Genomic DNA, 20,103 nt, shown 5'->3' with positions numbered 1-20,103 from the left:
TCAGCGTTATGAAATATAAATCCTGGAAAATAGTTTAAGACCATGGCACAAAAAAGTCAAGGTAAAATTAGCACTCATTTTAAACGAGTGCTAATAATATGCCGGAAATGCTTGAAAACACTGGATTTCCAGCTTTCTAAAATTTTTCTAAACTACCGGAAAACAGCATTGCAAGCCTCCGGGAAACGGCTTTCCATCTCTGAGAACTCACTGCGGGAAATACTTGGCGTAGACATCAAAAAAGCTCTTTGTCTCCACGGCTTCGTCATGGAGCAGGGCGACCTCATCCCATACCTTCTCATTCAGCTGCCGCGCCAATGTCTCCACAAAAGCGTCATACTCCTGCCCGAAAACCTCCCTGCGCCGCTCTTCCACGATCTGCTGCTTGTTCAGGTCCGTCTGCTCCCTGTCAAAGGTGCTGAGGCATTTGATGATATGATATCCCGCCTCCGTCTCCACTACCTCGCTGACCTCCCCGGTCTCCAGGGAGAACGCCGCCTCCTCAAAAGCAAGGTCCATCTCCCCTTTTCCGAACGAGTAGCTGATTGTAGTATCCTCGCTGTAGCGGGTGGCCAGATCCACAAAATCCGCCTCGTCCTCCGCCGCCTCCCTGCGTATCTCACAGGCATTCCGGTAAATCTCCTGTTTCCGCTCCCGGGAATAGTCCACCCTGTTCCCTGCCCCGTCCTCCGTTGAGGTGCGCAGCAGGATATGCTGCACCGTGATGGTGCGGGCCTCGTCATCGCTGATTTCCGGGGTCACATCCTGTATGATATAACGGTAAACTTTATCCGCCAGGGCATATTCTTCATAGAGCTGCTCTATAGTCTTCTGCTCCACGCCCATCAATTCCGCCTCCCGCTCATTCAGGGATGCGAAATATTCGGCTGCCGCCTGCTCCACCCTGCCGCTTTCCGCCTCATCCAGGGCAACCTCCCTGTCCTGGGCCAGCAGATACATGGTCTTAATCTGCGCGATTTTGGCCAGCACGGTATCTTTCACATTCTCTTCCAGCGTGACCCCCTCCACGGAAATGTTCCACACTTCCGCGCCGTAGACGCTCTCGTATTGATTCTGGGTATTGGTCAGATATACCATCATCTCCGGCACAGTGCAGACACCGTTTCCGATGCGGAATACCTCGTCCGGGCCCAAGCCTGTGGTGAACACCACCTTTGCGCTGTTCTCATCCCCGCAGGCAGATAATGGCGCCAAGGCCAGAAGCGTACAACACAGCAGCGCGGCCGCCCGTCTGCGCAATCTGCCGCCAAGCCTCTGCCGCCCCTGCCTGCCATCCCCTGCCGGATGTCTGTCTGCTACATTCATTTGCATCATCCTTATTCAGTAAATCTTCCGTGACACCAACCTCTTTACAGAAAATCTAAAAAAGCCGCCCGGACTCCCGCATAAGACACTGTTCGGACAGCTACAGATAAATCTGCCCATACCCCGCGCAAGCCCCCTGCACAGAACAGGGAAACCCCTTATGGAGTATGGGCTATCTCATCATTGTCTATTCGATTACATGAATCCAGCCCTTGGGAGCCTCGATTCTGCCCATCTGGATACCTGTCAGCGTATCATACAGCTTCCTGGTCACAGGTCCCATTTCCGTCATGCCGCTGGGGAAACAGATTTCCCTGCCGTGGTCCACAACCTTGCCCACCGGGGAGATGACAGCCGCCGTACCGCAGAGTCCGCACTCCGCGAAATCTGTCAGTTCATCCAGATACACCTCGCGCTCTTCAGCCTCCAGGCCCAGATACTCTTTCGCCACATGCATGAGAGAACGGCGGGTGATGGAGGGAAGGATGCTGTCCGACTTAGGAGTGACTACCTTTCCGTCCTTTGTCACGAAGAGGAAGTTGGCTCCGCCGGTCTCCTCCACTTTTGAGCGCGTGCCGGGGTCAAGATACATATTCTCATCATAGCCGTTCTTATGGGCTGTCACGATTGCATGCAGGCTCATAGCGTAGTTGAGGCCGGCCTTGATATGGCCTGTCCCATGAGGCGCTGCCCGGTCAAAGTCGCTGACGCAGATGGTCAGGGGCTTCGCGCCGCCTTTGAAATAGGGTCCTACCGGCGTGCAGAAAATACGGAACTGGTACTCATTCGCCGGCTTTACGCCGATAACGGAATTGGAACCGAACATATAGGGACGGATATACAGCGTAGCGCCACTGCCATAGGGAGGCACATAAGCCGCGTTAGCCTTCACTACCTCAGTCACCGCATCCACAAAGCGCTCCTTAGGGAACACCGGCATCTCCAGGTGCTCCGCGGAGGATGCCATGCGCTCCGCGTTCAAGTCAGGCCGAAACGCCACGATGCGCCCGTCGTCCGTAGTGTAGGCTTTCAGGCCCTCAAATATGGTCTGGGCGTACTGCAGGACGCCTGCGCACTCATTCAGGACAATGTTCGCATCCTCTGTCAGGCTGCCATGGTCCCAGTCGCCCTCCTTATAATAAGAGACATATCTCTTTTCCGTCTGAATATATCCAAAGCCAATATTGCTCCAGTCGATATTTTTCTTCTCCACTTGCCGTACCTTCTTTCAACATTTTTACTTTACACAATTATTATACTTTTCCGGCCAAAAGTCAATATTTTTTTGCCTTATTTCTTCCTCTCGTACTTCAAAAAAGTATAGGCGATATCGAAGTAAGTCTGCTCGTCGCTGTCGGCTGTAATCTCCCACTCCGGATCCCTGTCCAGGTTGGGGAAATGGGCATCCGCCTCATAAACGTGGTCTATCATGGTGATATGGGCCGTATCGCAGTAAGGCAGCAGCTGTGTGTAGGCGCTCTCTCCTCCGATGCAGTAGACATCCTCAGGCGGATAACTCTCCAGCTCCCGCAGCAGCTCCTCTATGGAATGGACTACTGCCGCTCCTTTGACCCGGTAGTCCTTGTCTTTAGAAAGAATGATGTTCGTCCGTCCCTGCAGGGGCATTCCCTGGGGAAAGGTCTGCAGGGTCCTGCGGCCTAATATCACTACCTTGCCGATGGTCTCCTCCCTGAAACGTTTCTGGTCGTTGGGTATGCTGACAAGCAGCCTGCCATTCTTTCCGATAGCCCAGTTTCTGTCTACTGCCGCTATGATATTCATCCCTTATGTCTCCTATCCCGTTTCCTGCCGATTACCGCTCCCATTTATCGCAGAGGGAGTTAATCTGGTCTGCGAATTTACCCATATCCTTGTTCGGCATGCCGTCAAGCCTCTTGACCAGGTTAAGCAGCCTCTGGGCGGCGGCAAGCAGTCTCGCGTAGACTGTGGACAGCGCGCCCTTTGCTTTCTTCTTCACCGGCACAGGCATTGCCTCATATTCCAGCTTGCCGGAAAGCAAATCGAATACCGTCCCGCTGTAGGGCGCACAGGTTCGCTGCCCATACTCAATCTTCAGGCATTCCGCAAAGCCCGCGCACACACTGTCCTCGCCATGTACCACAAAGACTTTCCTTGGTTTCTCCTCAAAGCCGCATATCCAGTCTATCAGCCCATTCTTGTCCGCGTGGCCGCTCATGCCCGCCAGCTTCTTTATCTCGGCACGGACCTGTATGGACTCGCCGAACAGCTTCACCTCGTCCACGCCGTCCACAATGGCGCGTCCAAGAGTTCCCACCGCCTGATATCCCACAAAAAGGATGGTGCATTCCGGCCTCCACAGGTTGTGCTTGAGATGATGCCTGATACGTCCGGCCTCGCACATGCCGGAAGCCGAGAGGATGACCTTAGGCGTATCGATGAAGTTGATTTCCTTGGACTCCTCGCTGGTGATGGAAAGCTTCAGGCCCGGGAAAGAAATGGGGTTGATGCCCTCCTGTACCATCTCCAGGGCATCCCCGGCAAAGCATTCCATGCGGTTCTCCTGAAAAATCTCCGTGGCCTCCACGGCTAAGGGACTGTCCACATACACCGGGAAATTCTCATGCCCTTTCACCAAGCCAGCCACCTTGATTTTGCGCAGGAAATACAGCATTTCCTGGGTGCGCCCCACAGCAAAGGAGGGGATGACCACATTGCCGCCTCTGTCGAAAGTTTCCTTCAGGATTGCCGCCAGTTCATGCACATAATCCGGATTCTCCGCTGCATGGAGCCTGTCGCCGTATGTAGACTCCATGACCACATAATCCGCTTCTTTCGTGTGGATCGGATTGCGGAGCAGAGGCTGATTTTTGTTGCCCACGTCTCCTGAAAATACGATTTTCTTCGTATGTCCGTCTTCTGTCAGCCACACTTCGATGCTGGCCGAGCCTAACAGATGCCCGATGTCCGTAAAACGTATGGTCATCTCATCACAGATCTTCACCTCTGTATCATAATGGCAGGGAATAATCCGCTTGATGATTCCCTCCGCGTCCTCCATGGTATAGAGAGGCTCCACTGCCGCAAGGCTCTCGGTCCTCTTGGCTTTCCTGTTCTTCCACTCTGCCTCCATCATCTGGATATGGGCACAGTCGCGGAGCATGATGCTGCACAGATCCGCCGTGGCCTCGGTGGCATACACCTGCCCACGGAAGCCTTTCGCGTACAGAAGCGGCAGCAGGCCCGTGTGATCGATATGCGCATGGGTCAGCAGCACATAATCAATCAGCCCCTCGTCCACCGGCAGAGGCACGTTCTCGAACACATTCACTCCCTGCTCCATGCCGCAGTCCACCAGTATATGCCTGCCGCCTGCCTCCAGGTAGTGGCAGCTTCCTGTCACTTCATGGTCCGCACCTACAAAAATCAGCTTCATAAAATACACCTCCTATTCCAGCACCACATCTCTACCGCTCCTCTTATTGATACCACACGCCGGTAAAACCTGCCGCGAATCCCGTCCGCAGTATGGCGCAATTACAGCCTCATAAAGTTGTATAGTTCCATTTTAGTATGTTCTTTTGTTTATCGCAAGAGAAAAGTAGCCGAAAAGTAAAATATTGCCCTGTTATCCTCCATGTGCTACAATAGAAGAAGCAAATGGGCAGGAAGAGGAATTTCATGATAGACAAAGAAATAAATTTTCATCAATTACACTTTGACAGCATTCAGGCGCTGCGCGGTATCACAGCCCTCTTTATCGTGCTGGAGCACATCCGGTTCCTGGGCTGCGGCGCTTTCGGCGTGGATATCTTCTTCTGTATCAGCGGCTTTATGATTATGTTTTCCACCCACACGGACACCAGGTATTTCCTGCGCAAACGGCTGATCCGTATCCTGCCGCTCTATTATCTTATGACCATCGGCACTTATCTGCTCCTGGTGCTGTTTCCGGGCATGTTCCAGCAGACAAAGGCTGAACCGGCTTTTCTTTCGAAAAGCCTCCTGTTTCTTCCTTTTGATATTGGTAATGGGGCGATCCAGCCTCTGATGCGCATCGGGTGGACGGTAAACTGTGAAATTTTCTTCTATCTATTGTTTCTTCTTTCCATGCGGATCAGCCACAAATTCAGAGGTCTTATCTGCAGTCTGTTTCTGCTGGGAGTCATCGCGGCTGCCCACCTGGTGCCTGCCCCTCCGATATTTTTAACTTTTTATGGAAATCCTGTGATGCTGGAGTTTATCTTTGGCATTTTCTGTTATTATATATCGCGACGCCTGTACAGGCGATACCAGTCTGGAAAACTGCCCGGATTTTGCAGTTTTCTGGGAATCGGGGGGCTTTTGGCGGGATTTCCGGGGCTGGTGATTACCAAGAATTATATCAATGTCCTTGGCTTTTACAGACCTCTCATATGGGGGCTGCCCGCCATGGTGATTGTATTATGCGCCTTTCTCACAGGTCTGTACCATGACAGGATTCCCGGCCCTTTGGTCCGGCTTGGCGATATCAGCTTCTCCCTCTATCTGGTGCATTATTACCCCGTGATGCTGCTGGACAGATTCCTGTTCGATTTCTCAGCGCTTAGCCCATGGACGTTTCTGGGGGTAACCGTGGCATTCGCTGTCAGCACAGGCCTGTCTCTGATCAGCTGGAGGCTTATCGAAAAACAGTTTTCCGGCTGGCTGCGCAGGAAACTCCTGCATTGACACAGGCATATACTTTTTTATACTTTTATATCATTTTTTTAAAAAAGCGGTTGACAGATGAATATTTCCATAGTATAATTCTCTTTGTTCGTAGGGAATATGTTTTATGAATGCGATAGTGGCTCAGTTGGTAGAGCGCCACCTTGCCAAGGTGGAAATCGCGGGTTCGAGTCCCGTCTATCGCTCTGGTTAGTAAAAAAGGAATCCCATAAAATGGGGTTCCTTTTTAATTCTTTATTATATGCATTTTATCTCATTTTCATTTCCACGGACTGCGGGCTGAAACTCAGGAATTTCGTTCTTCCGGCTCGTCTTCCCATTCTCAGGACTACCCCCTGCTCTTCCCACCGGAAAGCCTGCTTTCCTTCCCTGTCTCTGCCCGCGCCGCTATGCGCATCTCCCATAAAAATCGTGACGTTATTCCGTATTTCCAGTCCGTCCCTCTCCGGAGATTCCACGTCTCGTCTCTACGCCGCGCTTACACTACACCGTCATGTCCACCTTCGCGCCTTTGATGTCCTCCGCCGCCAGGTTCACTTCGTTCAGGACTTTCTGAATCTGCTGCTTGACCTCATCCATGGTCTGCTGCAGATCCGTCATCTCCTCCACGGGCATGTCTTTTATCAGCTCTTCCAGCTCTTCCTCTCTCTCGTCCCGCTTCTCCTGGATCTCCTCCTGCTCTTCCTTCTTCTCCTCGATGGCCTCGGCCTGCTCTTCCCGCTTCTCCTGCTCCTCGTCCAGATGCTCCTTGGCCTCCTCCATCACCAGGCCGATGGCGGTATCCCGTGAGGCGTCCATGACCTCCTCCGCGTCCTTCCGGGCGTCCACCATGGCATGGGACTTGACGCGCTCTTTCCGGATAGCCGCATTTACCTCGCTGTTCTCCAGAATCTTGCCGTTGTTGGCCGCAATCTGCTTCCTGTAAAACGTCGCCTCGTCCTCCAGCGCCAGCGCGCGCTTCTGATATTCCGTGAGTTCCATCTCTTCCAGGCTCACCGTGGGGGATTTCCGCATTTGCATGATGCGCTCCAGCTCCTGCTGCTCCTCGCTGTCCGGGCTTATGCCGAAAGCGTCCCGAAGCTCTTCCATCCTTTGGTTGACGTCCTTCAGGTTCTCAAGGGCCTCCTGGTTATCCTCCTGAAGCACCTTGGACTCCTCCTCGCGCACCTTGATTTCATCGTCAATCTGCTTGTCCATGCCCCAGGCATCGCTCACGATCTTCAGGGCCCGCTGCTGGGCTTCGGACTTCTTCTGCTGTATCCTCTCCCGCAGAGGGAACTCCTTCAGGAAATCTCCCGCGTATATGGTCTTGCTCTTTTTGTCGCAGGACTCCGTGGCTTCCTTATTCGCCCACTCCGCCTGCGCGTTGTTCCTTGTGTCTCCGCTGAAAACGGTTATATTATTCTGTACGTTCATGGCTCCCCCTCGCTTATTTTCTCCAACTGACAGCAAAACATACGAAATGCCGGGCTGCCAGCGACAACGGTTTCGATGCTTCCTATATAGGTATGTATCGGCTGATTGGCGTCGATTCTTAAGCGTCTCTCATATTTCAAAACATTATCTTGAAAAATACACGGATTAGCCTCCGCCCCTCACAGCGCCCCGGCAGAAACGCGAAAACTGCCGGACAGCCCAAAGCCATCCGGCAGAAAACCGAGATGTCAGCCCCCTATCGTTCTATGGCGCATTCGCCCACAACAGGACGTCTAAATCGCAAACTGTGAATTATAAAGATCCGCATAAAATCCCTTCTTCGCCAACAGGCTCTCGTGGTTCCCCTGCTCGATGATGTTGCCGTCCTTCATCACCAGGATAATGTCCGCCTCCTGGATGGTGGAGAGCCTGTGGGCCACGATGAAGCTGGTCCTGCCCTCCATCATCCTGGCGAAAGCGTTCTGGATCCGCATCTCCGTGCGGGTGTCGATGGAAGAAGTGGCCTCGTCCAGGATCAGCATGGGCGGCAGGCAGAGCATCACCCTGGCGATGCACAGCAGCTGCTTCTGTCCCTGGGACAGGCTGCCGCCGTCCTCTGTGATGACGGTATCGTACCCCTGTGGCAGGCGCTTGATGAAGCTGTGGGCATGGGCCGCCTTGGCCGCCTGAACCACCTCGTCCTCCGTGGCTTCGGGCTTGCCCATGCGGATGTTGTCCCGGATGGTGCCGCTGCGCAGCCAGGTCTCCTGGAGCACCATGCCGTAGCTGGTCCGCAGGCTTCCCCGGGTGATGTCCCGGATATCCGTGCCGTCCACCGTAATCCGCCCGCTGTCCACGTCATAGAAGCGCATCAGCAGATTGATCACCGTGGTCTTGCCGCAGCCGGTGGGGCCTACGATGGCCACCCTCTGGCCGGGTTTTACCGTCAGGTTAAAGTCCTGAATCAGTTTTTTGTCGGGCACATAGCTGAAATGTACGTTCTCCAGCGCCACGTTGCCTGTGGCGTTCGTCAGCACCTTGGCGTCCGCCGCGTCCGGCACCTGTGGCTCCTCCTCTATCAGCTCAAAAATCCTGGCGGCGCAGGCCAGAGCGTTCTGCAGCTCCGTCACCACGCCGGATATCTCATTGAAAGGCTTGGTGTACTGGTTGGCATAGCTCAGGAAACAGGACAACCGTCCCACGCTGATGCCGCCCCGGATGGCCACGAAAGCGCCGAAGATGCCCACCCCCGCGTACACCAGGCTGTTGACAAAGCGGGTGGCCGGATTGGTGATGGAGGAGAAGAAAATCGCTTTCAGGGAGCAGTCCTGGAGCCTGCCGTTGATCTCTCCGAACTGGGCCTTCACTGCTTCCTCCCGGGAGAAAGTCTTCACGATTTTCTGGTTCCCGATGGTCTCCTCGATCAGGGACGTCTGCTCACCGCGGATTTCCGACTGGAGCTTGAACATGGAGTAAGTCCGGGTTGCGATGAACCGCGCCACCAGGAAAGACACCGGCGTGATGCACACTACCACCAGCGCGATGGGCACATTGGTTATCAGCATGAAAATCAGGGTGCCGATGATGGTCAGCACACCGGTGAAGAGCTGGGTAAAGCCCATGAGCAGACCGTCCGCAAAGGTGTCCACGTCCGCCACCACGCGGCTGACGATATCGCCGTAAGCATGAGCGTCCAGGTATTTCAGCGGCAGCTTCTCCAGACGCTCAAAGGCGTCCTCTCGGATGTCCTTTACCACATGATAGGTGATATGGTTGTTGCAGGTGTTCATCACCCACTGGGCCACCGCTGTGATAATCATGGCAATGGCAATCTTTTTCATGACGGAGAAGACGCCCGCGAAGTCCACCGCGCCTTTCCCCAGGAGCAGATCCACCGCGTCCCCTGTGAGGATGGGGATATAGAGGGTCAGCACCACCGTCACTGCCGCCAGCGCCAGCGACAGGCCTACCATCAGCCAGTATCTGCGGATGTAGTTCAGCACCTGGCGCATGGCGGCCATCTGGCCGCTCTTCTTTGCCGTCTTTTTCTGTTCCTTATCTGCTGCCATGCTGCTGGCCTCCTTTCTCTGTTTTGGCTGCTTTCAAGCGTTCTTCGGGATATTGGGAGAAATAGATTTCTCTGTACACATCGCAGTTCTCGAGGAGCTGGTCATGGGTTCCTATGCCCGCCATCTCTCCGTCGTCCAGCACGATGATTTTGTCCGCATGGCGGATGGAGGAGGCACGCTGGGAGACGATGAATGTGGTGGTGCCGCCCTCCACTTTCTTAAGCGCTGTCCGCAGCCTGGCGTCCGTGGCATAGTCCAGTGCGGAGGCGCTGTCGTCCAGAATCAATATCTGGGGCTTGCGCACCAATGCCCTGGCGATGGTCAGCCGCTGTCTCTGGCCGCCGGACAGGTTCTTGCCGTTTTGGGCGATTTCCGCGTCCAGGCCGTCCCGTTTGCCCTCTACCACTTCCCTGGCCTGGGCCGTGTCGATGGCCTGCCACATCTCGTCTTCCGTGGCGTCCGGCTTGCCCCACTGGAGATTACTGCGGATGGTTCCCTTGAACAGTACGGCTTTCTGGGGCACCATGCCCACTATCTGGCGCAGCTCGCTCTCCGGCATCTGGCGGATGTCCCTGCCCTCCAGCCGGATGCATCCCTCCGTGGCGGGATAGAAGCCGGGAATCAGGTTGATCAGGGAAGACTTGCCGGAACCCGTGCCGCCGATGACGCCGATGGTGTCGCCTTTGTTTACCGTAAAGTCGATGTCATGCAGCGTCTCGGCACCCGCTCCGGCGTATGTCAGGGATACATGGTCGAACTGCAGGAAAGGCGTCTCGCCGGTACCGCTTCCAGGCTGTACCGTCTGTGCCTTCCCGTCGGAAACCTGTCGCCCTGCGGTCATCCAGTCCTCATTCTGAATCTCAAATACGCCCGCCACCCGGTCTGCGCAGGCCAGCGCCTTTGTGACCGTGATGATCAGGTTTGCCAGCTTCACCAGCTCCACCAGAATCTGGGACATGTAGTTGATGATGGCCACTACCTCGCCCTGAGTCAGGTTCCCCACGTTCACCTGAAGAGCGCCGATATAAATCAGAACGATAATCGCGCCGTTCACCACCACATAGGTCACCGGATTCATCACGGCGCTGATTTTTCCTACGAAGACCTGGCTGTCCGCAAGGGCTTTTGTGTGCCCCCTGAAACGCTCCTCTTCCTTTTCCTCCTGATGGAAGGCCCGGATGACGCGGACGCCTGTAAGGTTCTCCCTTGTGACGCCAAGCACCCTGTCCAGGTTGGCCTGTACCTTTTTATACAAAGGCATGGTCCATATCATGATGCCGAACACCACGATGGCCAGAAGCGGTATCGCCACCACGAACACCAGCGCGCTCTTCACATCGATGGTGAAAGCCATGATCATGGCCCCGAACACAATGATGGGAGACCTCAGGAACAGGCGCAGCACCAGGTTCACGCCGGACTGGATCTGGTTCACATCGCTGGTCATGCGGGTGATCATGGTGGACGTGCCCGCTTTGTCCACATTGGTGAAATCCAGACCCTGGATATGGTCGAACAGGGCCTGGCGGAGCTTCGCGGAGAAGCCCACCGCCGCCTTGGCGGCGAAGAACTGGGCCGTGATGGAGGACACCAGCCCCACCACTGCCAGGGCCAGGAGACATAAGCCCATCCGCCAGATATGGGCCGTGTCCGGCCCTCCGGCACCGCCCACATTGATGCCCCTGTCGATGATGCTGGCCATCACCAGCGGCACCAGCAGCTCGAAGAAAGCTTCCAGCAGCTTAAAGAGCGGCGCAAGGACAGACTCTTTTTTGTAGTCGCTCAAGAATTTCATCAGCTTTTTCATACTTCATTACCATGCCTTTCCGTTACTTCCTTGTATTTATCCGGCTTTCATGCCTGTCTGATTCTATTTCGCGTTCTGCTCTTTCCTTTGTACCCGCATCGCGCTTCCCCGGTAACCAAAACGCTCTGCCGGAATATAATATAAAGAAAAGAATCCTGCCGGAGACCGTTATGGCGATTACATCCCAGGATATCCTGAACCTTTCACACTCCCTGAAAGATATCTGCGAGGTGAACTGCAATACACCGGAATGCCTTTCCCAGACTTTGAAAATCCTGATGCAGTATAATCTCATTCAGGCAAATCTGCAATTCGGCAGACAGTTCGGACAAATCTGCGAACCGCCGACCTGTCCGTCCGTACCGGCCGCACTGAAACCCTCACGCCCGGCTACGCTTACGCCCTCCGCTTCTGTTCCGATGACATGTAAGTCCCCGGCTACGGCCGCACCTGACATTTCAGTCCCGCCCAGGGACGATTCCGCTCCGGCGGCCAATGGTCCGTCTTCCGCGCAGCCCTTCCGGCTGGACGTCGGCGACCCGTTCACGGCTGACTAGGGAAACGAATTCCTTTGAGAAATGACACCTTATTTCAGCACCGGCTTCCAGCCATTCTCCACCTCAAGGAACAGCTCCGCGAATTCCTCTTTATCAAAAATGCGCAGCATGCGGTCCATATGCCATATGACGGGCAATTCCAGAATAGTGTCGATATCCGTCCAGAAGACTTGCCCCTCATCAGAAGATTTCAGCTCCCCGGAGAATCTGTCTGTCTTGAACAGAAAGACTACATACCTTCTCCCGTCTTCTTCCACCCAGTCCTTGACGCCGCAAAGCCGCGGGCTTTCTATTGTCAGATTCGTTTCCTCGTAAATCTCGCGGATTACGGAATCCACAAGGGGCTCATGCATCTCTACATGCCCGCCGGGAAAGACAATGCCCTTGCCGTCCTCAAATATCTTCTCTTCCACCAGCACTTTCCTGCCCTCACAGACCATGCACATATTCGTAAGAATCACATTTTCTGACCGTTCCATTTTTCTCCTATGTCCCCTCTGCCCGCCTTTTGCGGCAGGTCATGTCAATCCATTTTTGAATATCGGCAGAAAGCAATGCTGTATCCGGCAATGCCGTCAATCTCCTCAAACTCCACTCCTCTGCCGTTTACAACCATCCGTTTTTCCATCATCAGATTCATGTCCAGCACATGCGCGACGCCCTCTCCTGTCAGCTTGCCATAGGCTTCTTTCCTCGCCCATATCCGAAAAAACAAGGCTTCCTCCTCTCCGCAAGCCTCCAATGCCCCCTTTTCCTGCTCGGAGAAAAAGCGGCCAGCCAGCCGTCTCCTGTCGCAGGCACAGTGCTGCTGGATATCTGCGCCTATTTCCTCCTCAGACAGCCCGCACAGGACATATTTGCCGGAATGCGACAGATTGAAATAAAACGGAAGTTCCGCGAAATACGGTTTCCCATTCTTATTATATCTGTATTTAACGGGAATACAGGGCGTCTCCCCCAGAGTCTCCAGCAATTCGCGCACGGAATAACATCTTATTCCATTCGGCAAACCATCTCTCCTCTCTTTGAGGAAGTTCAAGTCCGCGCCTGTCCCGCAGAGCGCTTCCCCCACTGCCAGCTGCAGCAGAAGCCCCGCTCCCAGGCATGCCGCCCTGGATTTAGCATTTCTCATCCGCTCAGCCTTCTTCCGCCTCGCCTCGTCCACTCTGGAAAAGGCCCTCTGCAAGAGGGCCTCATCAAATTCTTCTATAGATAAGAGATACTTCGCAGAATACATCCCTACTCCGTCACCTGCAGATGCAGCTCCTCCAGCTGCTTAGGATCCACAGTACCCGGCGCTTCTGACATCAGACAGGACGCATCCTTAATCTTAGGGAACGCTATGACATCGCGAATATTGTCCGTCTGAGCAAGCTGCATGACGAAACGCTCCAGTCCAATGGCCAGCCCGGCGTGAGGCGGAACCCCATATTTAAAGGCGTCCAGCAGGAAGCCGAACTGCTCGTGGGCTTTCTCTTTCGTAAAGCCAAGAGCTTCGAACATCCTCTCCTGCACATCGCTCTGGAAAATCCTGACGCTGCCGCCGCCCAGCTCCATTCCATTGACTACAATGTCGTAAGCTTTCGCTCTTACTCTGCCGGGCTCAGTCTCCAGGAATTCCAGATCTTCCTCCATGGGCATGGTGAAAGGATGGTGCATGGCCATATACCGTCCCTCTTCCTCGCTCCACTCAAACTCAGGAAACTCTGTCACCCACAGGAAATTGTACCGGTTCTCATCAAGCATCCCCAGCTGCTTTGCCAACTCCACGCGAAGCGCGCCCAGCACGGACCATACCAGTTTCAATTTATCCGCCGCGAAGAGAAGCAGGTCTCCCGGCTCACCGGCCATGGCCGCCACCAGTTTCTTCAGCTCCTCCTCCGTCATGAACTTCGCGAAAGAGGATTTATAGCTGCCGTCCGGCTGCACGGACAGATATGCCAGTCCCTTCACGCCGTATCCTTTGGCAAACTCCACCAGAGCGTCAATCTTCTTTCTGGGCATCTCGGCCTGTCCCTTGACATTGATGCCCCGGACGCTGCCGCCGGCCTCCAGCGCGCCAGTGAACACGCCGAATCCACAGCCCTTTACCGCCTCCGACACATCCACCAGCTCCATGCCGAATCGGGTATCCGGCTTGTCGGAGCCGAAGCGGTTCATAGCCTCGTCCCAGGTCATCCTCTTGATGGGAAGCGGCACCTCCAGGCCCACAGCCTCCCTGCAGACATTCGCCACCATCCGCTCCGTGACGTCGATCACGTCTTCTGTATCCACAAAGGACATCTCCAGGTCGATCTGGGTAAACTCCGGCTGCCTGTCCGCCCTCAGATCCTCGTCTCTGAAACACTTTGCAATCTGGAAGTACCTGTCGTATCCCGAGCACATCAGCAGCTGCTTGAAAATCTGCGGCGACTGAGGAAGCGCATAGAAACAGCCCTGATGAATCCTGCTGGGCACCAGGTAATCCCTTGCCCCTTCCGGCGTGGATTTGTTCAAAACAGGCGTCTCTACCTCCAGAAAGCCCTCTTCCGATAAAAAGGCATGAACTGCTGCCGTTATCCTGCTGCGCAGCATGAGATTCTTCTGCAGATCGGGCCTGCGCAGGTCAAGGTAGCGGTATTTCAGGCGCAGCTCCTCCTTGGTCTTGGAATCCGCCTCAATGGGAAATGGCGGCGTCTCCGCCTCGGACAGAATCCTTAATCCATCCGCCCTCACTTCAATCTCTCCTGTAGACAGGTTTGCGTTCACCGCGCCTGCGCGCTTCTCCACTTTGCCCGTCACTGCCACTACGAACTCGCTGCGCAGTTTCTCCGCTTTGGCGAAATTCTCCCGGCCACAGTCGGCCTCCTCGAAAATGACCTGCAGGATGCCTGCCCGGTCACGCAAATCCACGAAAATGATGCCGCCCTTGTTGCGCTGCTTCTGCACCCAGCCCATGACGGTGACTTTCTCCCCCGCATTTGCCGCGGAAATTTCCCCGCAGCGATGTGTCCTCTTCAATCCTTTCATTGACTCTGCCATATCGTTCCTCGTTTTCTGTCCCTTTTTCTATAGGGCATTCTTTATTATGTAGTCTTCTGTCTGTTTTTGCCCGTACAGGCTCTCCCTGCCGGCGGGGCCGTTTTCAAATTCCATGGCTCTCACTTTTTCAGCGCTTCCTTATAGAATTCCACGAATTCCTCATACCCCTGGGCTTCCAACTGCTCTTTCTGGAACTTCTTGTTTTTGTTCATCCGGACTACCAGCACCTGGGCGCCGCTCTCCCTGGCCGCCTGCGCCCTGGCCATCACATCGTAAAGCGCCTGCCCCTCTACGCCTTTTTCCACCAGATAAGCCACTCTCGCCGGCCTGTCAGGAATCTGGAATCCGCTCTCCATCAGGAGCATGATAATCCGTTCAAATCCAATCGAAAATCCGCACGCCGGCACATCCTTGCCGGTGAACTTCCCTACCATCTTATCATACCTGCCGCCACCGCCGCAGCTGCCGCCAAAACCCGGGATGGCAATCTCAAAGATAGTCCCCGTGTAATAAGACATCCCCCTGACCAGCGTAGGATCGAATACCATTTTGAAATCCGCCGTCTTCGCCGCATTCACGCTGTCGATGATTTCCTGCAGCCCCTCCATGAGGCTAACGTCCAGCACGCCCTCCAGCTTTCCTGCCAGGAAAGCTATGCCGTTCTCCGCCTGCTCCAGTCCCCGGTACAGCTCCAGATACTTGTCCACCGTCTCTTTTGCATAGCCGTTCTCCAGAAGTTCGGCCTCCACACCGTCCATCCCGATTTTATCCATCTTGTCCAGGGTAATGAACACATTGTCGCAGACCTCTTCCGCGAAACCGCCGGCCACAGCCATGGCTTTCAGCAGCTGCCTGTCATTGATACGGATTTCAAATCCCTGAAAGCCAAGCCGCCCCAGGGTGGTGGTGGTAGCCAATATCAGTTCGATTTCCGCCAGATTGGAGGCCTCTCCGAAAATATCGATATCGCACTGCGTGAACTGGCGGAACCGTCCCCTCTGGGGCCTCTCAGCCCTCCACACATTGCCCGTCTGCAACGCCTTAAAGGGCGTCAGCAGCTGCGCCGCGTTATTGGAATAATAGCGCACCAGCGGCACCGTCAGATCATAGCGCAGGCCGCCGTCCACCACTTCCTCCTCCGTGGCGGCCTCCGCCACGTTCAGCTTCTCGCCCCGCTTCAAAATCTTGAATATCAGCTTCTCATTGTCTCCGCCCTGCTTATTCGTCAAATTCGCGATATTCTCCACACAGGGAGCCTCTATCGAAGCAAACCCGAACCTGCCGTAAGTATCCTTGATCACGCTGATCACATAATCCCGGATCCGCATCTCTTCCGGCAGAATATCCCTCATGCCTGTCACAGGCTTCTTGCTCAGTGCCATAATTCCTGTCGTGCCGCTTTGGCCCGACTTCCTCCTCTCAGCTTTCCTTTACAGGGATAATCATATATTTTTTTTGGATAACTGTCAATCCTTTCTAAGGAAGAAAGCCATAAGAAAATCCCTGCGCTCCCGCACTTTACCGATTCTTCCACTTCTCAGCCTTACGGTAGAAAGATGTAGACGGCATGCCGCACTGCCTTGCGGCCTCCTTTCCCGATATCTCCTTTGCCAGCCACCTCCCGCAGACCTCCTCGAAATTCTCCGTCAGAGGCTTTTCGGGCCTGCCGAAGCGCACGCCCCGCAGCTTCGCTGCCTCGATTCCCTCCCGCTGCCTTTCCCTGATATTCTTCCGCTCGTTCTCCGCCACAAAGGACAGCACCTGCAGCACGATATCGCTCAGAAAGGTCCCCACCAGATCCTTTCCCCGCCTGGTGTCCAGAAGGGGCATATCCAGCACCACGATATCCACTTTCTTCTCCTTTGTCAGAATCCTCCACTGCTCCAGCACCTCCCTGTAATCCCGGCCCAGGCGGTCTATGCTCTTGATATAGAGCAGGTCGTCCGGCCGCAGGCGCCGCAGCAGCTTCTGGTACATGGGACGGTTAAAATCTTTGCCGGACTGCTTGTCCACATAGATATTCCGTTCCGGCACTTCCGCCCCGTTCAGGGCAATCAGTTGCCTGTCCTCATTCTGTTCCTTTGTGCTCACCCGTACATATCCATATTGATTTCCCATATGTTTCTCCTTTGTATTCCCGCAGATTCCTATCATCGGTGGACGTATACTACCTTTTTCCCGGCCGCAAGTCAACAACCTGACGGGAACCCATGCAGCCAGTCTCACTACCATACCTAAAAGCCTGGGAGTTTAGGTGATGCACACATGGAAAGGAAGAAAATACTATGAAACCCCCCAATCTTTCAAAACGGAAAGTCCATCCGCATCAAGACGGCCCGGGAACGCTGCTTTGCTCATCCTTTCACCGAGTACACCAGGGAGGCCAACATCATTTTTGTCAGGGACATCCGTGACTGGCATAAGGCCGCGCGCAGCTTTATTCCTATTGGGCGGATGAAGGGCCTGAGGAACTGTAAAACCAGTAGGATTTCTTTAGACAGAAAAGGGCTGGCGCATCATTGTGTCAGCCTATCCGTTGATTGCCACCCCCGTCTGCCACGCCAAAGTTAATGCTTGCCTGTTTCCCCTCGGTAAAATGGGGAATCCGGCCATATGGGGTTGGAAATTTTCGATATCAGCCGTTTCTATAGATTCCAACAGTTCCTCCGTAAACACGGCTTCTGCGTCAAGATTCAGGAAGTCCTCTCTGGTCTCCACTGCACCCACATCAGACAATCCCACATCGTCTGCCCGGTTTTTTTCTGTCCCATCCCCCTCTTCGCTTTCCACATCGGTATCCTGACCGGGCTGCGGGCTTTCGCCGCACCAACCAATTGGTTTCACGGCAAGTGAAATCGTTAAGCAATATAATATACATCTAAGGCAATTTTGAGAATTGCTCTGATAAAATGCAACTTCGGCACTTTTTAGGGTTCCGAAGTTTTTGTCAAATCTTCAAGAAATCTTCAAAATCATTTGGTATCGTTAGACCACAATCTCAAGAAAGGATGTGTCTGATATGAGTTATATTTTGCAAACAACAAATCTCTGCAAAAATTTCAAAGGACAAATGGCGGTAGACAATGTATCGTTGAATATTCAGCGCAACTCAATTTATGGGCTGCTTGGGCCGAATGGTGCGGGGAAATCTACCATCTTGAAAATGATTACAGGTATTCTCCGTCCCACCTCTGGCTCGATTGAATTTGACGGCCATCCGTGGAGCCGGGCGGATTTGGAAAACATTGGCGCTTTGATTGAGATGCCTCCGCTCTATGAAAATCTCTCGGCCTATGAAAACCTGAAAGCCCGAACACTGGCCCTGGGGCTTCCAGAAAGCCGCATCAAACAGGTGCTTGGTATTGTGCAGCTTGAGAATACTGGGAAAAAACGGGCAGGCCATTTTTCGCTGGGAATGAAACAGCGGCTTGGAATTGCCCTGGCGCTGTTGTCACAGCCCAAATTGCTTATCCTGGACGAACCGACAAATGGGTTAGACCCGATTGGTATTCAAGATTTGCGTGAGCTTATCAGAAGTTTTCCGCAAAAAGGGATCACCGTCATATTGTCCAGTCATATACTCTCCGAAGTTGAGCAAATCGCTGACCACATTGGCATTATTTCTGCCGGACATTTAGGCTATGAAAACGAAATCCATAAGAACCACGATCTGGAACGTATTTTTATGGATGTTGTAGGCGCACACAGGGAAAGGGGTGAGAAATAATGTTCGGAATTGTACGTTCGGAACTCCTTAAAATGCGGCACAGCTTCTTGATGAAATTGATTTTTGGTGCGCCGTTGGCAACTGTACTTGTCGGCTTTTTATTGAGCAGTCATGCAGTACAATATTCAGCTTACAACTGGTGGTACACTATGCTTCTTCCTGTTGTGACCGCACTGTGGGCCGCAGGCACTGTGATCCGTGAGAAAAATACAGGGCTGCAAAACATTGTTTGTTTGCCGTTCCCTTCTGCGAAAATATGGATTGGCAAAGGACTTGCCTTAACTGCTGTGCTTTTTATCAGCAATCTGCTCATGTGGTTATTTACTACGGGAATTGCCAGTTTTACGACTATGAACATTTCGCCGCTGGACAGCATAATCGGCTGTATGCTGCTGTTCCTTACTTGCTTGTGGCAACTTCCTTTTGTTATGCTGATTGCAAGCAAAACAGGGTATCTTCCCTCTGTGCTGATAACTTTTGTGGCAAATATTGTTTCATCTACTATTGGCGCAGAAAAAGCATGGTTCTTTCTTAATCCATACGCTATTCCGGCCCGTGTAGTCTGCCCGTTTTTCAAGATACGTCCTAACGGACTTCCCATTGAGGACGGTTCCCCATTATTGGCTGTTGAGCATATTTTTCCCGCTCTTGCCATTAGCTTGGCATTAGCTGCTGCCGCCTTTTGGATTTGCTCTAAATTGCTTGGAAGTGGGGGAAAGTCCAATGGCTGACTATATCTGTTATTTGAAAAGTGATTTATACAAATTATGTCATTCCTGCTTTTTCCTTCTGCACGTTATTTTTGCCGTATGCGGGGCGGCTATGATGTTACTGTATGCAGGCGTTTCCCAAAGCGATGACATCAATAAGCTGGCTGCTTATTTTCAGGTCATGGCCGTTGCTTTTCCCTTTGCAATCGGGATTGTCTGCTATGTTGCAGCAGAACAGGAAGCAAAAGCAGGGCATTTTCAAAATATATTGACACTTCCGTACAGACCAAAAGCCGCTCTTTCCAAATTGACTATTTTGCTTGTGACCGGACTTTTGGCAACCGTATTGAGTAGTGTGCTATTTGGCGTGCTATTTCCACTGGTTGGCGGCACAACAGAAATTCCTTCCGGATTTTATACAGTAATTCCCCTTGTCCTTTGGGGCAGCAACATTTTGCTGTATGGTATTCATTTCGTATTAGCAATTCGATTTGGTAAAAATTTGGGAATAGGGATTGGCGTGTTCGGGAGCCTTTTGGCTGCGCTTCTCCAAACAGGATTGGGCACGGGCATCTGGTTCGTCATCCCTTATGGTTGGGGTATTCGTTTTTCTTCTTACGTTCTGGAAACGACCTTTGGCCTAATGCCGCCAGACAGAACAGGTATGGATTTTGGCATCCTCTTTTGCATATTGTCAACTTGTGCTATAATAGGAATTGCAGTCCTCTGGTTTTCCAGATATAGCGGAAATCGGTCAGCCGATTGAGAGCGGAGGTAGAAC

At 53.3% G+C, this 20,103-nt stretch carries 19 protein-coding genes and 1 tRNA gene; 6 read left to right on the top strand and 14 right to left on the bottom strand.

The features are described from left to right. Nucleotides 1–207 precede the first annotated feature (207 nt). From NFS35_RS01920 to NFS35_RS01905, 4 genes are all read right to left on the bottom strand, one after another. Nucleotides 208–1,326 (bottom strand): peptidylprolyl isomerase, encoded by a 1,119-nt coding sequence (locus tag NFS35_RS01920; protein WP_251205458.1) that lies wholly within the window; start codon nt 1,324–1,326, stop codon nt 208–210. 187 nt (nt 1,327–1,513) lie between these two features. Further along, nucleotides 1,514–2,539, bottom strand: a complete 1,026-nt coding sequence (locus tag NFS35_RS01915; protein ID WP_251205457.1) for a branched-chain amino acid aminotransferase — start codon at nt 2,537–2,539, stop codon at nt 1,514–1,516. 77 nt (nt 2,540–2,616) lie between these two features. After that, nucleotides 2,617–3,108 carry a dihydrofolate reductase gene (locus tag NFS35_RS01910; protein WP_251205456.1) on the bottom strand — a complete coding sequence of 164 codons (492 nt, stop codon included), beginning with the start codon at nt 3,106–3,108 and terminating at the stop codon, nt 2,617–2,619. 31 nt (nt 3,109–3,139) lie between these two features. Continuing rightward, nucleotides 3,140–4,741 (bottom strand): MBL fold metallo-hydrolase RNA specificity domain-containing protein, encoded by a 1,602-nt coding sequence (locus NFS35_RS01905; protein ID WP_251205455.1) that lies wholly within the window; start codon nt 4,739–4,741, stop codon nt 3,140–3,142. A gap of 245 nt (nt 4,742–4,986) precedes the next feature. Here NFS35_RS01905 and NFS35_RS01900 point away from each other — a divergent pair, with 245 nt between their 5' ends. Beyond that, entirely contained in the window at nt 4,987–6,015 is a 1,029-nt protein-coding gene (locus NFS35_RS01900; RefSeq protein WP_251205454.1) for an acyltransferase family protein, read from the top strand. Nucleotides 6,016–6,127: 112 nt separating this feature from the next. Further along, nucleotides 6,128–6,200: transfer RNA gene (locus NFS35_RS01895), tRNA-Gly, on the top strand. Between the two features lie 63 nt (nt 6,201–6,263). On the opposite strand, the gene NFS35_RS01890 is transcribed toward NFS35_RS01895, so the two are convergent. The 4 genes from NFS35_RS01890 to NFS35_RS01875 form a co-directional block, all read right to left on the bottom strand. After that, a complete protein-coding gene (locus NFS35_RS01890; protein ID WP_251205453.1) occupies nt 6,264–6,473 on the bottom strand; it encodes a hypothetical protein in 210 nt (69 codons plus the stop codon). Between the two features lie 25 nt (nt 6,474–6,498). Continuing rightward, nucleotides 6,499–7,431, bottom strand: a complete 933-nt coding sequence (locus NFS35_RS01885) for a hypothetical protein (RefSeq protein WP_251205452.1) — start codon at nt 7,429–7,431, stop codon at nt 6,499–6,501. A gap of 293 nt (nt 7,432–7,724) precedes the next feature. Next, nucleotides 7,725–9,500 carry an ABC transporter ATP-binding protein gene (locus tag NFS35_RS01880; RefSeq protein ID WP_251205451.1) on the bottom strand — a complete coding sequence of 592 codons (1,776 nt, stop codon included), beginning with the start codon at nt 9,498–9,500 and terminating at the stop codon, nt 7,725–7,727. Beyond that, complete coding sequence (locus NFS35_RS01875) at nt 9,487–11,307, bottom strand: ABC transporter ATP-binding protein (RefSeq protein ID WP_251205450.1); 1,821 nt, start codon at nt 11,305–11,307, stop codon at nt 9,487–9,489. The genes NFS35_RS01880 and NFS35_RS01875 overlap by 14 nt, the downstream gene beginning before the upstream one ends. Before the next feature lie 170 nt (nt 11,308–11,477). On the opposite strand from NFS35_RS01875, the gene NFS35_RS01870 reads away from it, so the two are divergent. Beyond that, entirely contained in the window at nt 11,478–11,864 is a 387-nt protein-coding gene (locus NFS35_RS01870; protein WP_251205449.1) for a hypothetical protein, read from the top strand. A 29-nt stretch (nt 11,865–11,893) separates the two neighbouring features. On the opposite strand, the gene NFS35_RS01865 is transcribed toward NFS35_RS01870, so the two are convergent. The 6 genes from NFS35_RS01865 to NFS35_RS01840 all read right to left on the bottom strand — a co-directional run bounded on the left by NFS35_RS01865 (nt 11,894) and on the right by NFS35_RS01840 (nt 17,729). Further along, nucleotides 11,894–12,343 (bottom strand): 8-oxo-dGTP diphosphatase, encoded by a 450-nt coding sequence (locus NFS35_RS01865; protein WP_251205448.1) that lies wholly within the window; start codon nt 12,341–12,343, stop codon nt 11,894–11,896. A gap of 44 nt (nt 12,344–12,387) precedes the next feature. Continuing rightward, nucleotides 12,388–12,996: a 4'-phosphopantetheinyl transferase family protein gene (locus NFS35_RS01860; RefSeq protein WP_251205447.1), complete on the bottom strand. Its 609-nt coding sequence runs from the start codon at nt 12,994–12,996 to the stop codon at nt 12,388–12,390. A gap of 107 nt (nt 12,997–13,103) precedes the next feature. After that, complete coding sequence (gene aspS, locus NFS35_RS01855) at nt 13,104–14,885, bottom strand: aspartate--tRNA ligase (RefSeq protein ID WP_251205446.1); 1,782 nt, start codon at nt 14,883–14,885, stop codon at nt 13,104–13,106. A 119-nt stretch (nt 14,886–15,004) separates the two neighbouring features. Continuing rightward, the gene (gene hisS / locus NFS35_RS01850) at nt 15,005–16,267 is read right to left on the bottom strand and encodes a histidine--tRNA ligase (protein ID WP_251205445.1); all 1,263 of its coding nucleotides are present in this window, start codon (nt 16,265–16,267) and stop codon (nt 15,005–15,007) included. Between the two features lie 136 nt (nt 16,268–16,403). Beyond that, a complete protein-coding gene (locus NFS35_RS01845) occupies nt 16,404–17,003 on the bottom strand; it encodes a recombinase family protein (protein ID WP_251205444.1) in 600 nt (199 codons plus the stop codon). 411 nt (nt 17,004–17,414) lie between these two features. Next, complete coding sequence (locus tag NFS35_RS01840) at nt 17,415–17,729, bottom strand: hypothetical protein (RefSeq protein ID WP_251205443.1); 315 nt, start codon at nt 17,727–17,729, stop codon at nt 17,415–17,417. Nucleotides 17,730–17,904: 175 nt separating this feature from the next. On the opposite strand from NFS35_RS01840, the gene NFS35_RS01835 reads away from it, so the two are divergent. The 3 genes from NFS35_RS01835 to NFS35_RS01825 are packed head-to-tail and all read left to right on the top strand — an operon-like array spanning nt 17,905 to nt 20,088. Then, the gene (locus tag NFS35_RS01835) at nt 17,905–18,612 is read left to right on the top strand and encodes a lantibiotic protection ABC transporter ATP-binding protein (RefSeq protein ID WP_251205442.1); all 708 of its coding nucleotides are present in this window, start codon (nt 17,905–17,907) and stop codon (nt 18,610–18,612) included. Continuing rightward, nucleotides 18,612–19,343 (top strand): lantibiotic immunity ABC transporter MutE/EpiE family permease subunit, encoded by a 732-nt coding sequence (locus NFS35_RS01830; protein ID WP_251205441.1) that lies wholly within the window; start codon nt 18,612–18,614, stop codon nt 19,341–19,343. The genes NFS35_RS01835 and NFS35_RS01830 overlap by 1 nt, the downstream gene beginning before the upstream one ends. Then, the gene (locus tag NFS35_RS01825) at nt 19,336–20,088 is read left to right on the top strand and encodes a lantibiotic immunity ABC transporter MutG family permease subunit (RefSeq protein ID WP_251205440.1); all 753 of its coding nucleotides are present in this window, start codon (nt 19,336–19,338) and stop codon (nt 20,086–20,088) included. The genes NFS35_RS01830 and NFS35_RS01825 overlap by 8 nt, the downstream gene beginning before the upstream one ends. The last annotated feature ends 15 nt before the right edge of the window (nt 20,089–20,103 follow it).

The organism is Acetatifactor aquisgranensis (assembly GCF_943193215.1).
Classification (GTDB): Bacteria; Bacillota; Clostridia; order Lachnospirales; family Lachnospiraceae; genus Acetatifactor; species Acetatifactor aquisgranensis.
This window is presented reverse-complemented; position numbering and strand designations above follow the sequence as displayed.

Bases quoted from the DNA above. Each gene is read 5' to 3' on its own strand.
- NFS35_RS01920 (WP_251205458.1), bottom strand. From the start codon at position 1,326: ATGAATGTAGCAGACAGACATCCGGCAGGGGATGGCAGGCAGGGGCGG.
- NFS35_RS01910 (WP_251205456.1), bottom strand. From the start codon at position 3,108: ATGAATATCATAGCGGCAGTAGACAGAAACTGGGCTATCGGAAAGAAT.
- NFS35_RS01905 (WP_251205455.1), bottom strand. From the start codon at position 4,741: ATGAAGCTGATTTTTGTAGGTGCGGACCATGAAGTGACAGGAAGCTGC.
- NFS35_RS01900 (WP_251205454.1), top strand. From the start codon at position 4,987: ATGATAGACAAAGAAATAAATTTTCATCAATTACACTTTGACAGCATT.
- NFS35_RS01885 (WP_251205452.1), bottom strand. From the start codon at position 7,431: ATGAACGTACAGAATAATATAACCGTTTTCAGCGGAGACACAAGGAAC.
- NFS35_RS01880 (WP_251205451.1), bottom strand. From the start codon at position 9,500: ATGGCAGCAGATAAGGAACAGAAAAAGACGGCAAAGAAGAGCGGCCAG.
- NFS35_RS01875 (WP_251205450.1), bottom strand. From the start codon at position 11,307: ATGAAAAAGCTGATGAAATTCTTGAGCGACTACAAAAAAGAGTCTGTC.
- NFS35_RS01870 (WP_251205449.1), top strand. From the start codon at position 11,478: ATGGCGATTACATCCCAGGATATCCTGAACCTTTCACACTCCCTGAAA.
- NFS35_RS01865 (WP_251205448.1), bottom strand. From the start codon at position 12,343: ATGGAACGGTCAGAAAATGTGATTCTTACGAATATGTGCATGGTCTGT.
- NFS35_RS01860 (WP_251205447.1), bottom strand. From the start codon at position 12,996: ATGAGAAATGCTAAATCCAGGGCGGCATGCCTGGGAGCGGGGCTTCTG.
- aspS (WP_251205446.1), bottom strand. From the start codon at position 14,885: ATGGCAGAGTCAATGAAAGGATTGAAGAGGACACATCGCTGCGGGGAA.
- hisS (WP_251205445.1), bottom strand. From the start codon at position 16,267: ATGGCACTGAGCAAGAAGCCTGTGACAGGCATGAGGGATATTCTGCCG.
- NFS35_RS01845 (WP_251205444.1), bottom strand. From the start codon at position 17,003: ATGGGAAATCAATATGGATATGTACGGGTGAGCACAAAGGAACAGAAT.
- NFS35_RS01835 (WP_251205442.1), top strand. From the start codon at position 17,905: ATGAGTTATATTTTGCAAACAACAAATCTCTGCAAAAATTTCAAAGGA.
- NFS35_RS01830 (WP_251205441.1), top strand. From the start codon at position 18,612: ATGTTCGGAATTGTACGTTCGGAACTCCTTAAAATGCGGCACAGCTTC.
- NFS35_RS01825 (WP_251205440.1), top strand. From the start codon at position 19,336: ATGGCTGACTATATCTGTTATTTGAAAAGTGATTTATACAAATTATGT.